This is a genomic window from Streptomyces sp. NPDC034049, from assembly GCF_055575575.1.
Genome location: NZ_JBVISJ010000030.1, coordinates 15,734 through 30,039 on the forward strand (window position 1 = coordinate 15,734; position 14,306 = coordinate 30,039).

Below are 14,306 nucleotides of genomic sequence, written 5' to 3' on the forward strand. Positions count from 1 at the left end.
GATTCACCGTGTTCCGGTGGTCTCCGTCGCCGGGTTCCCGCCCCAGCGCGCGTGCGGCGGCACCTGCTCGCCCTTCATCAGGAAGGAGTCGGGCGCCAGCACGGCCCCCTCGCCCAGCGTCACGCCGTAGTGGACGAACGCCTGGACCTCCAGCGTGCTGCCGGCGCCGATCGTGACGTGGTCGGACTTGAAGGTGCCGTCCTCCTGCGAATGCGCCTGGATCTTGCTGCCGGCGGCGAGCGTGCAGTCGTCCCCGACCGCGGTCAGCGTCCGCTCGGTGATGTAGACCCCGTCGTCGAAGACCCGGCGCCCGATCCGGACGCCCAGCAGCCGCCAGACGAGGTTCTTGTACGGGGTGCCGTTGAGCATCTCCATGTGCTGGTCCGGCAGCTTCCACAGCCGCTCCTGCCGCCAGAAGACGGGGTCGTAGATGGAGCACAGCCGGGGTCGCAGCGGACGGAAGCGGGTCAGGGACCGCTCCACCAGCGCGTAGTAGAGGACGGTGAGGACCAGGGCCGCCAGGGGCAGCGCGGCGAGCGCGAGCGGTGCGGCCGGGCCGTCCCCGTGTCCGTACAGGTCGAAGGCCGTGAAGCCGAGGACGGTGAGGGCGAAGGCGTGCAGCCAGCGCAGGAACAGGAACAGTGCCATCGAGCGCAGGTTGAAGCGGTTCTTCGCGGCGAGCCTGCGGCTCAGCTCCGCGCCCTCGCGCAGCTGGTCGAAGCGGCTGTCGCGCTCGACCGAGCGGGGGATCTCGAAGGGCGGTGAGCCGAGCAGCCCGACCCCTTCGCGGATCTCGCCGTCGAGGGGCACCAGCACCTTGGTGGCCAGCAGACAGTTCTCGCCGGTCCGGCCGCCGACCGGGTAGGCGATGGCGTTGCCCAGGAAGTTGTGGCCGCCGATCGCGGTCCGGGAGACCCGGAAGGACGTGCCGGAGTAGTCCGCGTTCATGACCGAGAGGCCGTCGGCGACCATCGTGCCGCTGCCGACCGTCACCAGGTACGGCGTCTCGTGCCGCACCTCGGTGCCGAAGTTGGAGCCGGTCTGCTCGACGCGCGAGAGGTCGTATCCGAGGGCAGTGAGGCAGGGGACGATGTACGAGCTGTCGCCGCACAGCCAGGTGAAGAACCTGAGGTTGGTCAGTCGGGTGATCGCGCGGTGCACCGAGTAGTGGAAGCCGTACAGCGGATAGACGCGGTCGGGTTTCACCAGCGGGCGCAGCAGTCGCGGTACGACGAACACCACGACGGCCGTGACGAGGATCGAGCCCGCGAACAGCGCGAGCGACAGGGCCATCGCCTCGAGGTAGAAGCGCGCGGAGGTGGTGTGCCGCGACGTCGGGTCGAGCAGGGTGTCCAGCTCGGGCGCGACGGTGAGCAGCAGATAGGCGCCGCCGAAGGTCAGCGGTACGTACAGCAGCAGGGTCTGGAGCAGGGCGGCGAGCCCGTAGCCGGCCCGGCGCAGGGTGCTGCCGGGGAGCGGGGGGACCCGGACGTGGTCCACGTCGGTGGGGCGGGCGGGGGAGCCGTGCCAGCTCTCGCCCGCCGGGACGGACTCGCCGTCGCGCAGCGCGGAGGAGTGGCCGAGCTGGGAGCCGTCGCCCAGGGCGGTGCCGATGTCGAGGACGGTGTGCTCGCCGACGAAGGCGTCCCGGCCGAGGGTGACGGGTCCGGTGCGGATGCGCCCGGCGCGCGCCCGGTAGCAGAGGAAGGAGCACTCCCCGCGGACGATCGTGCCCGCGCCGATGGTCAGCAGGTCGGTGCAGACCGGGACGGTGCGGCTGAGGATCGTGACGCCCGGTCCGATGCGGGCGCCGAGGGCCCGCAGGTACAGCACGTACAGCGGGTTGCCGACGAACAGGACCATCGGGCTGGTGCGCAGCAGTGCCTTGACGAGCCAGAACCGCAGATACGCGAGGCCCCACACGGGGAACTCCACCGGCTTCCACCGCCCGACCAGCAGCCACTTGGCGGCGACCGGGAGGGCGCACAGGGCCAGGAAGGCGAGCGCGCCGAAGACGGCCGAGCGCAGATAGACCTCGACCATGCCGGAGGCGTCCGCCACCCACTCGTACCCCTGTACGTATCCGGAGGTGGCGAGCAGGCAGTACCCGGCGAAGAGGAGCAACTGCAGCACCCCGCACAGGACATAGCGGAACGTGCTGGCCGGCCGCACGGTCTCGGCGGGATCCGGCGGGGCGGCCGGCGGCCGGGGTGCCTCGGTCAGCGCGGCGGCGAGGCCGCGGATCGTCGGGTGGGTGTAGACGTCCCGGATGGACACGGACGGCAGGTCGGGGTGCTTCCGGACGCGGGCACAGAAATGAGCCATCGTCAGTGAGTTGGCACCGAGGTCGTCGAAGAAATGGCTTTCCGCGGGCACGTGTTCGACGTGTGCGACGCCCGCCAGGACTTCGGCGAGGAGTCGCTCGACGGCGGTGTACGATTCCGCCGCGTCCGGCTCGGCCCCCTGGACCTCGCCCGGCTTTTCCGCCACGGGTCGTGGCGCTGGCAATGTCATTGAATTTCTCCGCGACAGGTATTGCGATGGAAGGCGCCCGGGGGTGAACGGGACGGCGCGCGGAATGACAGAAGGAGGGGGGAGGGTTGCGGGAACGGAGAGCGGTGACGTATGTGACGGGATTGATCAGGCCTGGTCGGGGCCTGGGCTGATGCCCCCGTGTGCGCTGGGCCGGCGTCCGGTCCGGAGAGGCGCAGCGGAATGCAATCCGGATTCTTTCGGCACATTCGGGAACGGGTCAAGAGAGGCCGGGTGATTGACGCTTTCCCGCCCCTTTCCCGATCGCGTCGGATCTGTCGGACATGAACCCGCACACCGCTCCAGCGGGGAACTTCCCGAAAGGACGGTACAAACACGCCCGCACACTCCGCTTTCGGCCCCCCAAGGATTCGGCCAGCACGTTCATGACAGAAAAGGCGATTCGGAATCACCTTTGGTTTCTCCTGGGTTTCCCTTTGTTTGCTGCCCCGTGACGCGACCGGAGGGGGCCGTGCGCCGCACGCGGAGCCTGGCGCGGCGGGCGGCACCGGGAGGTGAGGGCGGCACGCGCAGGCGGATACCGTTAGGGCGTGCAGTCAGCAAGTCAGTCACCCCCACCGTCGGAGAGCCCCCAGGGGCGTCTCCACCGCGCCCGCGCCCTCTACCGGGACGTCTCCAAGCGCAGGACCGCCTGGCTGCTCCTGAAGGACACCGTCAACTCCTGCATCGAGTACCGCATCCTGGGCCTCGCGGCCGAGGCGGCGTTCTTCACGCTGCTCTCCGTGCCGCCGCTGCTGCTCAGCATGATCGGCCTGCTCGGCTACGTCGACGACTGGACCGGCGCCGACACCATCGCCAGCCTGGAGCTCAACCTCCTGGAGGCGTCGCGCACGGTGCTGTCCGAGAAGGGCGTCGCACAGATCGCGCAGCCCATCCTGGACGACGTGATGAAGGGCGGTCGCCCCGACGTCATCTCCATAGGCTTCCTGTTCGCCCTGTGGTCCGGCTCCCGTGCGGTGAACGTCTTCATCGACACCATCACCGTCATGTACGGCCTCGACGGCGTCCGCGGCATCGTCAAGACCCGCCTCATGGCGTTCCTGCTCTTCATCGTGGCCCTGCTGATCGGCTCGATCGCCCTGCCGCTGATGGTGGCCGGCCCCGACGCCGTCGTCCGGATCGTCCCCTGGTCCGCGACCGTCGTCCAAGTCCTCTACTGGCCGGTCGTCATCGTCCTGTCCATCGTCTTCCTCACGACGCTCTACCACGTGTCGGTGCCGGTGCGTTCCCCCTGGGTCGAGGACGTGCCCGGCGCCCTGGTCGCGCTCGCCATGTGGGTGCTCGGCAGCTTCCTGCTCCGCATCTACCTGACGAACACGGTCGAGGGCGCGACGATCTACGGCTCCCTGGCGGCCGCCGTCGCCGTCCTCCTGTGGATCGGCGTGGGCGCCTTCGCGGTCCTCGTCGGCGCCGCCGTCAACGCCGCGATCGACCGCGTCTGGCCCGCCGCCGCCACGGCCGCGGCCCGCGCCGCGAACGAGCGCCTCCGCGAGGAGCAGGCCGCCGAATACGTCGCCCGCGCCGCCGCCGCCCGCTCCCACGACCCGGAGGACCCCGACATGCCCTCCGAGTTCCCGGAACGCTGGTCCCGCTTCCTCCCCCCGGAGGACGTGACCTCGAGGCTGCGCTCCCCGGCGAAGAAGGGCGAGGAGTAGGAGGGCGAGGAGTAGGAGGGTCGGCCTGCTCGCCTCCGGTGGCGTCCGACGCCGAACCCGGGCGGCCCGACCGGCCGACCGCCTCCTCGCCTCACGTGTCCCGGTTCTCACGGGAGCGAGACGGGCCGGCCTGTCGCTCCCGGGGGCGGGCCAGGTCTGCGTGGAGGACGTCGTGCGCCTGCTGCGGGGTGGGGTGGCCGACGAGGACGTGTGTGGTGGCCGTCCGCGAGGGCGAGGAGGGCGCGGGCCTCGCGCCGCGCGTCCCAGGGCACCGGCCCGGGCTCCCGGCGAGGCGGTCCCGCACATGCTCGCCGATCCGCTCGCCGATGTGCCCGAGGGCGAACACGAGCATCTCCTCCTTGGTGCGGAAGCACCGCTGGACGGCAGACGGCACCCTCGACACCTCCGCACGCGCCGCGACGTCGCGCAGGGTCGTGCCCTCCGGCCCGCGCTCGTCGGCGAGACACACGGCCTCGGCGACGAGCCGACGTCGGCTCACCTCCGTCCCGGGCAGGGCAGGGCGGCCTACTCGGAGGCCGAGGTCAAACGCGATCTGCGGCGAATGGTTCGACGATGGGGTGAGCCTGCGCAGTGCCCTCGTGGGCGTGGGCGTGGGCGTGGGCGTGGGCGTGGGCGTCGGCGCGGCGGTCTGCGGGTGGTTCGTGGTCGCTCGCGCAGTTCTCCGCGCCCCGTGAGGGCGAGGTGGTGCCCGGTGGCCCCGGGCGTAGCCTTCTTCTTGTGTATGTCGAAAGGGCGTCTCGGCTGGGTGGGGCCGTGGTGTGGACCAACAGTCCGAGTGGGCCGCCGGGTGCGGGGCGGGTGCTGCCCGACGGGTGCATGGACCTGTTGTGGAACGACGGGCGGCTGCTGGTCGCCGGGCCGGACACGACGGCATACGTCGCCGAAGGGCGGTCCAGCGGTTGGGCGGGGCTGCGGTTCTTCCCCGGCCAGGCGCCCGACTTCCTGGGAGTCCCCGCGCACGAGTTGCGGGACCGGCGGGTGGAGCTGGCCGAGCTGTGGTCCCCGGCGGTCGTGCGGCGGCTCACCGCCCGGGTGAACGCGGCGGACGATCCGTCGACCGGACTCGAAGAGGTGGTCCTGGAGCGGGCGGCCGAGGTGGGGCGGCCCGACCCGGTGCTGCGGCAGGTCGTCCACGCCCTCGACGCGGGCCGGCCCGTCGCGGTGACCGCCGACGAACTCGGGCTCGGCGCCCGGCAGTTGCATCGGCGGTCGCTTGCCGCGTTCGGGTACGGACCGAAGACGCTGGCTCGCGTGCTGCGGCTGCAGCGGGCGCTCGCGCTCGCCCGGGACGGCGTGCCCTTCGCCGAGACGGCGGCCCGGACCGGCTACGCCGACCAGGCTCATCTCGCCCGTGATGTACGGGAGTTGGTCGGAATGCCGCTCGGCGAACTGCTCGGTGGGCGGTAGGGATCAGCCCTCGGTGGGCGACGGCAGGGGCGCGAAGAGGTCGACGCCGTTGCCGTCGGGGTCGAGGACCACGGCGTAGCGCTGGCCCCACTCCGCGTCCCAGGGCTTGAGTTCACCGTGGTACCCGGCGTCGACCAACTCCTCGTACACCGCGTCGACTTCGGTCGGACTGTCGCACAGCAGGGCCAGCCCGGCGCCGCCGCCCGTCCCCCGGCGGTACTCCGGATGGAAGGAGCGGACGGTCTCCTCGGTGTCGAGCAGCAGCCGTAGCCCGCCCGGCAGTCGGGCCTCGGCGTGCGGCAGGTTCTCGGCGCCCTCGGGGAAGGCGAAACCGAGCCTGCGGTAGAAGGTGACGGAGGCGGCCATCTCCGAGGCCACCATCCCGATCGCATCGAGTCGTGGAGTCATGTGGCCACCGTAGGGCGACCGGCGACGACCGGTCTTGAAGGAATCGGACACCGGCGTATCGGACACCGGCGTATCGGGCATCGCCGCATCGGGCATCGCCGTATCGGGTAGCTGGGCAAGCGCTTTCACGGAACGGACTCTTTGGCTCACCTGTGGAACATCTGTGCGGCAGGATGGACGGCATGTCCATGCTCCGTACCGCGCGTGTACTGCTGCCCCTGGCGTTGCTGCCGTTGCTGCTCACCGCCTGCGGGACCGAGAAGGTCGTGGTCGCGGACCGGCAGCCGCCGGCACCGCGCCCCGACCGTGCCGAGCTGCACGCCCGTGCCGAGGCGCTGGGCCTCGCGCCGGGGCTCGTCTATGTCACCGAGTCCCCCGGGTTCACGCTGGCCCGGCAGTCGGTCGGCGTGTACGGGGCCGACGGGTTCTCCGCCGCCTACTGGTCCCGCAGGAACAGCGCGCAGCTCCTGCTCCTCGTCGACCGGGGCACGATGACCGCCGGGAGCTGCGCCGAGGAGCCGGTGGGCCAGGGCACGGGCGAGGCGGTCAGCTGTGAGCGCGACGGGGACGCCTGGTACCGCACCTCGGCGGGACAGCACGAGTACGCGGTCCCGGAGGACGGCCACCTCGTCCGGGTCAGCGCCGCCGAGGCCGCCGTCGACCGCGACGTCCTGCGGGCCGCCGCCCTCGCCGCCCACCGCCCCACCGACGCCGAACTGGCCTTTCTCCTCCCGCCCCGCCACCGCGACAAGACCCCGCCCCACGGTATGCCGGTCGAACGAGGTGACCTGCCCCCGGTGGGCGACGGAGCCCCACGCAACGAGGTGGGCGCCTCGGGCTGAGCGCCACGCCGGAACGGGTGGCCGCTGCCCTGCTCGCGCAGCAGCGGCAGGGCTGCCTGGGTCACCCACAGGGCGCCGAAGAAGTTGGTCTCCATCTGGTCGCGGACCTGCTGCTCGGTCAGCTCCTCGACGGCGCCGAACAGGCCGTGGCCGGCGTTGTTGACGACGACGCCCAGGCCCCCGAAGTGGGCGTGCGCCCGCTGAACGGCCTCGGTGGCGGCGGCCTTGTCCGTCACGTCCAGGGTCAGCGCAAGGATCGCCTCGCCGTGCGCGGCGACCAGGTCCTTCAGTGAATCGGTGTTGGGGGCGGTGGCCGCGACCATCACACGCCGGCTGGGGACCGACCCCGACCAGCCGGAGGACCCCAGGCCGACCGCCCTGGTCGCGGCCGCCCTCGCCTGCGCGGACGCGGCATCGACCGGCTGGGTCGCCTGTGAAGGCAAGGTCCCCCTGGAGGTGCTGCTCGACCGCGCGATGGGCGCATTCACTGACTGAGGCCTGTCCCGTAAATGATCTCCGCCCTGATGCGGCGCTGATGATCGAGGGTCGGGTCCACTGGCCCGCAAGTCCGGGCGGAGGGCGCCGTTCGATGCATCCCGAGATCCGGTTGTTCCTGACCATCGCGCATCACCCCTGCCGCACGGCGAAGGGCCGGCTCCGCACGTGCGGAGCCGGCCCTTCGGCATTCAGGATTCAGGTGCGCGCGGGCGTCGTCTGCAGGAACAGCTCGAGCAGTGCCAGCAGCGTTTCGGGAGCGTCCTCGGTCGGGAAGTGGCCGGCGCCCGGAATCTCGACCACCGGCGCGTCGGGGTAGGCCAGCCTGAACGACGGGATCACGTACTCGGGCAGCAGTGCGGTGTCCCGGAAGTGGCCGGTGGCGTGCTTGGCGGGTGAGTCGTCGCAGCAGCCGATATGACCGCACTGGGCGCAGCGCCGCAGAGGGAACCACCAACGCAGCCGGCCCCGCTGGGCGGGACGCCGGGATCGATTCCGGTCTCCTTGGTCATGAGGGCTCCTGGGCCGGGCCGGAGACGGTATCGGGCTCGGTGTCGGGGCGGGTGGCGGTGAGGGGGAGCAGCACCTGGAAGCGGGTGTCGCCGGGTACGGACTCGACTTTCAGGTCACCGTGGTGCTTGTTGACGACGATCCGCCAGGAGATGTCGAGCCCCAGCCCCGTGCCCTCGCCCACCGGCTTGGTGGTGAAGAACGGGTCGAAGATCCGGCCGCGGATCTCGGCCGGCACTCCCGGGCCCGTGTCGCGGAACTCCACCAGCAGCCGGTCGTGCACCAGCGCGGTGCGTACGGTCAACGTCCCTTCGCCGCCCGCGTCCTTGATGGCGGAGACCGCGTTGTCGATCAGGTTGGTCCACACCTGGTTCAGCTCGGCCGGGTAGGCCGGAATCCTCGGCACCGAACGGTCGTACTCCTTCACGACCTCGACCTGGGGACCGATCTTGCCCGACAGCATCAGCAGCGTGCTGTCGAGGAGTTCGTGGACATCGGCGACCTGGTAGGGGGCGCGGTCCAGTTGCGAGTACTGCTTGGCAGCGTCGACGAGGTGCGAGATACGGGTGGTGGAGTCCTCGATCTCGGACATCAGCAGCTCGGTCTCGACCGTGTAGGTGAGCCACTCGATGGCACTCGGCAGGATCTCCTCCTGGTCGCATGCCGCCGCGATCTGCTCCAGCCAGTCGACGTCGAGACCGCCCTGTACGAAGGTCGGCGCGATCTGCCAGCCGCCCTGGACACCGTGGTCGTCGAGCCAGTCGGCGAGTTCGTCCTCCCGGTCGGACGCTTCGAGCGGGCTCAGTGCCGGCGCCTTGGAGACCCGCTCGGCCGTACGCTCCTGGAGGTCGACCAGGGCCTTCAGGGCGTCGCGGTGGTAGGGGCCCGAGGCGATGACGCTGAGCTTGTCGCGCATGTGCGCGACCCGGTCCCTGAGCGAGGAGGTGGCCCGTACGGCCGCCGCGGCCGGGTTGTTGAGCTCATGGGTGAGACCCGCGGACAACGAGCCCAGCGCCAGCAGCCGTTCACGCTGCCCGACGGCCCGCTGAAAGGTCTGCGAACCGAGGACGAGCCCCTCCAGGAGATGGACCGCCATCGGAAACCACTCGTGCATGAAGCTCGCGAACGATTCGGCGGGCAGGACGAAGAACCGGGTCGGCTCCGGCACCCGCAGCGAGTTCATGTACCGCTGCGGTTTCCCGTCCCCGACGAACGCCATCACGGCCCCCGCGTACACCCCTGGCTGGGACGTGCGGCTCACCTCGATGTCGTCGCCGCCCACCCGGCGCGACATGATGACCGTGCCCTCGATCATCACGTAGAAGCAGGTCGCCGGGTCACCTTCGGTGAACACCGGCCCGGGGTCGAACAGTTCGACCCGTCCCTCGCTGCACAGCCTTTCGATCTGCTCGGAGTTCAGCTTCTCGAAGAGGAACAGCGAGCTGATCTCCGCCGCGCTGCACGGCATCAGCCGCCCGTTCACGACTGCTCCAGATACCGGTGGACGAGCATCACGGCCATGGCTCCCTCTCCGACGGCGGACGCGACCCGCTTCGCGGACTCCGCGCGCGCGTCCCCGGCGACGAACACGCCGGGGATGTTGGTCTCCAGGTGATACGGCGGCCGGTCCAGCTCCCAGTCGGCCGGTGGCCGCCCGTCGGCGGTCAGATCGGGCCCGGCGAGGATGAACCCGCGCTCGTCCCGCAGCACCGTACCCTCCAGCCAGTCGGTCAGCGGGGCCGCGCCGATGAACACGAACAGCCACTGCGCGTCGACCCGTTCGGTCTGCCCGCTCGTCGTGTCGCGCAACGTCAGCTGTTCCAGGTCGTTGTCGCCGTGCGCGGCCTCGACGACCGTGTGGGCCCGCACCGAGATGTTCGGCGACTCGGCGATCTGCTGGATCAGATAGTGCGACATCGACGCGGTAAGGTCCGCGCCACGCACCAGCAGGGTGACCGACTTGGCGCCCCTGGACAGGTACATCGCCGCCTGCCCGGCCGAGTTGGCGCCGCCGACGATGTACACGTCGTGGCCATGGCAGGCGGCGGCCTCGGTGAGCGCGGACCCGTAGAACACCCCGCGGCCCGACAGCTCGTCGGCACCCGGCGCCTGAAGCTGCCGGTACGACACCCCGGTCGCCAGGATCACGCTGTGTGCCGCGATCTGCGACCCGTCCGCGAACCGTACGAGCCGGGCCGCCCCGCTGCTCTCCAGACCGGTCACCTCACGCGCGGTGAGGATCTCGGCGCCGAACTTCGTGGCTTGCCGTCGCGCCCGGTCGGTGAGCTGGCCGCCGGACACCCCGTCGGGGAAGCCCAGGTAGTTCTCGATCCGCGAACTCTGCCCGGCCTGCCCGCCGGTCGCCGACCGCTCCACCAGCACCGTACGCAGGCCCTCCGAGGCCCCGTACACGGCCGCGCCCAGCCCGGCCGGCCCGCCGCCGATGACGACCAGGTCGTAGAAGTCGGCCGTGGGTGTCGTCGCCAGTCCCACCTGCGCGGCCAGTTCGGGGGCCTCCGGCTCGACCAGCGGGGTGCCGTCGGGGGTGATCACCAGGGGCAGCCGCTGCCCGTCCTGTCCGGCCGCCGCGAGCAGCCGCTGCCCCTCGGGCTCGTCGGCCGAGTACCAGCGGTAGGGCACCTGGTTGCGGGCCAGGAACTCCCGGATGTCCGACGAGCGGGCCGACCAGCGGTGTCCGACCACCTTGGTGGCGGGCACCGGCCGGTAGTCGCTGCACCGCCACGCCTCAAGGAGGTCGTCCAGGACCGGGTAGAGCTTCTCCTCGGGCGGGTCCCACGGCTTGAGGAGGTAGTGGTCGAGGTCGACGACGTTGATCGCGTCGATCGCCGCGTTCGTGTCCGCGTACGCGGTCAGCAGCACGCGCCGGGCGCCCGGATAGATGTCCAGGGCCTGTTCGAGGAACTCGATGCCGTTCATCTGGGGCATCCGGTAGTCGGCCAGGATCACCGCGACCAGGTCACCGCGCAGCTTCAGCTCGCGCAGCGCCTCCAGAGCGGACTCGCCGGACTCCGCGCGCACGATCCGGTACGACTGGCCGTAGCGCCGTCGTAGGTCCCGGGCGACGGCCCGGGACACCCCGGGATCGTCGTCCACGGTCATGATGACGGTCCGCGCAGCGTCCGCGGTCTGTGCCATACGTCTCCCACCTCGCGTGGTGTGATCTGCTACTTGGTCCATGCCGCGATCCGTTTCGCGATCGCCCCGGGGGCCTCGATGTGCAGGAAGTGACCGGCGTCGGGGACGACCTCCATCGCGTGCGGGGCGGCGAACCGATGTCGGTCGTCGACCTTCGGGGGGAGGAAACAGCCGTCGTCGGCGCCGTAAAGCTGCAGCAGGGGCACCTCGATCGGCTGAGACAGGCGGCGCGTCGCCCCAATCATGCCGGGTCGCAGCATCGCCCGGTAGTACTTCAGAGGCGCGGGCATGCTCGCCCGTAGGTGCTCGTGCAGCTCCGCGTGCAGCGCTGGATCGAGCGAGAGGCCGGGCGACCACTGACGCCAGAGGCGATCGATGAAGGCGAGATCGCGGGCGCCGGCCATCCAGCCGCTTCCCGGCAGTTGAAAGAGCCCCATGTACCAGATCCGGCGTAGCTGAGCGAGGCGCGGCCGGCTCAGGAACGTCATGGGGTGGGGGACTGCGAGCGTGACCGCGCGTTCGATCCGCTCCGGCGCGGTGACGACGGCATCGTAGGTGATCAGGGCGCCCCAGTCGTGGCCGACCAACTCCACGGCTCGCCCGGGAGACCAGCGGTCGATCAGCGCGAGCACGTCGCCGGTGAGGGAGGCGAAGTCGAACGGCCCCGCGGTCGGGGAGGGCGCGTAACCGCGAAGCCAGGGTGCGACGACGCGACGTCCGTGGCGGGCGAGCTCGGCGAGGAAGGGCTTCGCGGTCGGCGGATGGTCCGGGAAGCCGTGCAGGACCACCGTCGGTCGACCATCGGGATCACCACCCTGCAGCGCGTGAAAGGTGCCGTGTGGCAGGTCGAAGGTGACGTGTTCGAACTCCATGTGCGTCTCCTCGGGCGCCGGGTGTGCTGCGGGGTCAGCCGGCCAGTCGGTTGAGCTTGCGGATCTGTTGGTCGAAGGCGCGCGAGGGCACGATCCGGCGCAGGAGGCTGACGCGCCTGGCCATCGGGCCGGCGGTGTACCGGAGCTTGGGCTTGGAATCGGTGGCGGCCGCGACGATCACCTTCGCGACAACGTCCGGGGCGTCGGCGTTGCGCACGGCCGTGGCCAGCACGTCTCGGGCGACCTCCCGCTGCGCGGCGTAGATCGGCAGGGGCGAGTCGGGTGCCATGCTGCTCGCCTCGAAACTCGTGTTTGTGTAGGCCGGCTCGACCAGCAGCATCCGGACGCCGTGCTCGCGAAGCTCGTGGTCGACGGACTCGGCGTAGCCCTCGACCGCATGCTTGGTGGCGGCGTAGACGGCCATGAAGGGGGCTGGGATCAGACCGAGTACCGAGGAGACGTTGACCACGCGGCCACGGCGCTGGGCGCGCATGTGAGGCAGCACTGCGTTGGTCATCCGCATCAGGCCGAAGACATTGATGTCGAAGACCTCCTTGGCCTGGTCGATCGAGCTCTCCTCGCCGGCGCCGATCGCGCCCACGCCTGCGTTGTTGACCAGGACGTCGATCCGGCCGAACCGCTCGATCACCTCCTCGACCAGGGAGCGGACCGACTCGTCGCTGGCCACGTCGAGATCGAGGAACGTCACCCCGGCGATCGGCTTGGCGTTCGCCGCATTGCGGCTCGTGCCGACCACCGCGAAGCCGGCGCCCACGAGGGCGAGCGCAGCCGCCCGCCCGATCCCGGAGGAGGCACCCGTCACAAGGGCCACGGGGGAAGCTGTCTGCATGGTGGTTCCTTCGGTTGCGGGAACGACTTCGTCGTGCCCTGCGCAGGGTCGCCTGGGCTCAGCCGACACGGTCCCCAGTCCTGCAAGCCCGGACCAAAGCCCTGTCCGGCCAAGCTCGGGATCGTTGTGGACTGAACAGTCAGAAACCTAGGCGGTTCTGTACTGAGTTGTCAAGTACGGTGGGTCGGCTTCACCTTGGTCGCGACGGCGGTGGCCGAGTGTGTGCGCGGCGCAGCAGGGGAACGCACCGCACTCCGTCGGCGTCGGCCGCGAGCACGTCACCGCGTCGGACGGTGGCGCCGGCGACCACGGCGGGCGCGGTCACCGGGCCGGGGCCGGCCTTCACCGGGCCCTGCGCCGAGACCCCTCGCGAACAGGCAGGGAAGCCCATGGCCGTCGGCTCGGACGGACCATGTGGTCCTGCGCGGTCATGCAGCCCATCGTCTTGGTCTCGACGTCGAACACGGGGTGTGATGTCCGGCAGCAGGTCGGGGGCCTCGCGGACCTGTGGCCGGCGCGGCTCGGACTGGAACTCCTGGACGGCGACGAGCGGCCGGGTGCGCGGTGGTGGCCGGGGCCTGGGCGATCCTGCGTGTCGGCAGGGTGGTCGCCTGTGCCTGGTTGTGGTCCCGGTTGTACGGGAGCGTTCGCCCCGTGGGTGAGCAGGACGTCAGGCTGACGCTGGCGCGGGATGGCGACGATCGGGCCGGTCGCCGACTCGTCGACGCCCAGCGGGAGTCCGTACCGCTGCCCGCGTCCGCGGGGACGGCACCCGGCTCTGCGAGGGCATCGCGGCGGAGCACTGGCACGAATTGCTGCAAAGGCGGTCCGAGTTGGCGCAGCGGCGGCCGAAGTGCCCCCGTCTGCTGCGGCGAGGCGTTCGGTGACTGACCGTGCAGTTCAAGTCCGGCGACACCGCGCCTGCGGTGGAGCGACTCGACTGGAGGCGGGCGCAGTTCTTCGCCGACCGCCCAGACGCCGCCCGGCGGCGCGTGAACCTGCGGGCAGTGTCTGCGCGGCGTCGAAGGGGGCCGGCCGCATCGGATGCCGGTGCAGCGAGGTCGGCCGTGTCCTTGTCAGTGGTGGTGTGGGCGGGGCAGCAGGGCGAAGGCGCTCTCCGCGATCGAGGTCAGGCGGTCGGGGCTGTGGCCGTACGCGCCGACGACGTCGCTCCCGCGGATGATGGTCAGCAGGAGGTAGGCGAGGTCGTCGGGGTCGGCGTCGGGGTCGATGTCGCCGTGGCGCTGCGCCGCTCGCACGCAGTCGGCCACCGCCGTGCGGACTACGGAGAAGCAGTCGTTGGCCAGGCGTTTGACCTCGGGGTCGGAGGCGCCGACCTCCAGGGCCATCTTGGCGGCGAAGCAGGCCGCCCCTGCCCGGTCGGACGCGGGGGGTACGTCGGCGGCGAGTGGCACCCCGTGGACCGCGCGCAGCAAGTACTGGTGCAGTCGTTCCAGGGCGCCCTCGTCCGGTCCGGCGAGCGCCTTCCGCGGACCCTGCCCCAGCCGGGCGAAGTAGCCGGCCATCGCCTCCATCA

Annotated in this window: 14 protein-coding genes and 2 pseudogenes; 4 read left to right on the forward strand and 12 right to left on the reverse strand. The window is 71.1% G+C overall.

The window, feature by feature from the left end; translation table 11 throughout:
• Positions 1-3: 3 nt before the first annotated feature.
• Positions 4-2,490, reverse strand: coding sequence for a Pls/PosA family non-ribosomal peptide synthetase (locus tag ACZ52C_RS40955; RefSeq protein ID WP_469079620.1), 2,487 nt, complete (start codon positions 2,488-2,490; stop codon positions 4-6).
• 593 nt (positions 2,491-3,083) lie between these two features.
• Here ACZ52C_RS40955 and ACZ52C_RS40960 point away from each other — a divergent pair.
• Positions 3,084-4,208, forward strand: a complete 1,125-nt coding sequence (locus ACZ52C_RS40960) for a YihY/virulence factor BrkB family protein (RefSeq protein ID WP_469079621.1) — start codon at positions 3,084-3,086, stop codon at positions 4,206-4,208.
• Between the two features lie 91 nt (positions 4,209-4,299).
• On the opposite strand, the gene ACZ52C_RS40965 is transcribed toward ACZ52C_RS40960, so the two are convergent.
• The gene (locus ACZ52C_RS40965) at positions 4,300-4,707 is read right to left on the reverse strand and encodes a TetR/AcrR family transcriptional regulator (protein ID WP_469079622.1); all 408 of its coding nucleotides are present in this window, start codon (positions 4,705-4,707) and stop codon (positions 4,300-4,302) included.
• A gap of 239 nt (positions 4,708-4,946) precedes the next feature.
• Here ACZ52C_RS40965 and ACZ52C_RS40970 point away from each other — a divergent pair, with 239 nt between their 5' ends.
• Positions 4,947-5,636 carry a helix-turn-helix domain-containing protein gene (locus ACZ52C_RS40970; protein ID WP_469079623.1) on the forward strand — a complete coding sequence of 230 codons (690 nt, stop codon included), beginning with the start codon at positions 4,947-4,949 and terminating at the stop codon, positions 5,634-5,636.
• Positions 5,637-5,639: 3 nt separating this feature from the next.
• On the opposite strand, the gene ACZ52C_RS40975 is transcribed toward ACZ52C_RS40970, so the two are convergent.
• Positions 5,640-6,044, reverse strand: a complete 405-nt coding sequence (locus ACZ52C_RS40975; RefSeq protein WP_469079624.1) for a VOC family protein — start codon at positions 6,042-6,044, stop codon at positions 5,640-5,642.
• Positions 6,045-6,232: 188 nt separating this feature from the next.
• On the opposite strand from ACZ52C_RS40975, the gene ACZ52C_RS40980 reads away from it, so the two are divergent.
• Positions 6,233-6,886 carry a hypothetical protein gene (locus ACZ52C_RS40980; protein WP_469079632.1) on the forward strand — a complete coding sequence of 218 codons (654 nt, stop codon included), beginning with the start codon at positions 6,233-6,235 and terminating at the stop codon, positions 6,884-6,886.
• An 80-nt stretch (positions 6,887-6,966) separates the two neighbouring features.
• On the opposite strand, the pseudogene ACZ52C_RS40985 reads toward ACZ52C_RS40980, so the two are convergent.
• A pseudogene (locus ACZ52C_RS40985) lies at positions 6,967-7,209 on the reverse strand (SDR family NAD(P)-dependent oxidoreductase); the annotation flags it as partial.
• Between ACZ52C_RS40985 and ACZ52C_RS40990 the strand changes: the two are divergent.
• Entirely contained in the window at positions 7,196-7,381 is a 186-nt protein-coding gene (locus tag ACZ52C_RS40990; RefSeq protein ID WP_469079625.1) for an acyl-CoA-like ligand-binding transcription factor, read from the forward strand. The pseudogene ACZ52C_RS40985 and the gene ACZ52C_RS40990 sit on opposite strands and share 14 nt — an antisense overlap.
• 198 nt (positions 7,382-7,579) lie before the next feature.
• On the opposite strand, the gene ACZ52C_RS40995 is transcribed toward ACZ52C_RS40990, so the two are convergent.
• The 8 genes and pseudogenes from ACZ52C_RS40995 to ACZ52C_RS41030 all read right to left on the reverse strand — a co-directional run.
• Positions 7,580-7,723, reverse strand: coding sequence for a hypothetical protein (locus ACZ52C_RS40995; RefSeq protein WP_469079634.1), 144 nt, complete (start codon positions 7,721-7,723; stop codon positions 7,580-7,582).
• An 18-nt stretch (positions 7,724-7,741) separates the two neighbouring features.
• Positions 7,742-7,893: pseudogene (locus tag ACZ52C_RS41000) on the reverse strand (UBP-type zinc finger domain-containing protein); the annotation flags it as partial.
• Entirely contained in the window at positions 7,890-9,359 is a 1,470-nt protein-coding gene (locus tag ACZ52C_RS41005; RefSeq protein ID WP_469079633.1) for an ATP-binding protein, read from the reverse strand. The pseudogene ACZ52C_RS41000 and the gene ACZ52C_RS41005, both read right to left, overlap by 4 nt.
• A gap of 11 nt (positions 9,360-9,370) precedes the next feature.
• Positions 9,371-11,047 (reverse strand): NAD(P)/FAD-dependent oxidoreductase, encoded by a 1,677-nt coding sequence (locus ACZ52C_RS41010; protein WP_469079626.1) that lies wholly within the window; start codon positions 11,045-11,047, stop codon positions 9,371-9,373.
• Between the two features lie 29 nt (positions 11,048-11,076).
• The gene (locus ACZ52C_RS41015) at positions 11,077-11,919 is read right to left on the reverse strand and encodes an alpha/beta fold hydrolase (RefSeq protein WP_469079627.1); all 843 of its coding nucleotides are present in this window, start codon (positions 11,917-11,919) and stop codon (positions 11,077-11,079) included.
• Positions 11,920-11,953: 34 nt separating this feature from the next.
• Complete coding sequence (locus ACZ52C_RS41020; RefSeq protein WP_469079628.1) at positions 11,954-12,769, reverse strand: oxidoreductase; 816 nt, start codon at positions 12,767-12,769, stop codon at positions 11,954-11,956.
• A 190-nt stretch (positions 12,770-12,959) separates the two neighbouring features.
• The gene (locus ACZ52C_RS41025; RefSeq protein ID WP_469079629.1) at positions 12,960-13,160 is read right to left on the reverse strand and encodes an RraA family protein; all 201 of its coding nucleotides are present in this window, start codon (positions 13,158-13,160) and stop codon (positions 12,960-12,962) included.
• Between the two features lie 685 nt (positions 13,161-13,845).
• Positions 13,846-14,306 (reverse strand): TetR family transcriptional regulator C-terminal domain-containing protein (locus tag ACZ52C_RS41030; RefSeq protein WP_469079630.1); only part of this gene is annotated, 461 nt, incomplete at its 5' end.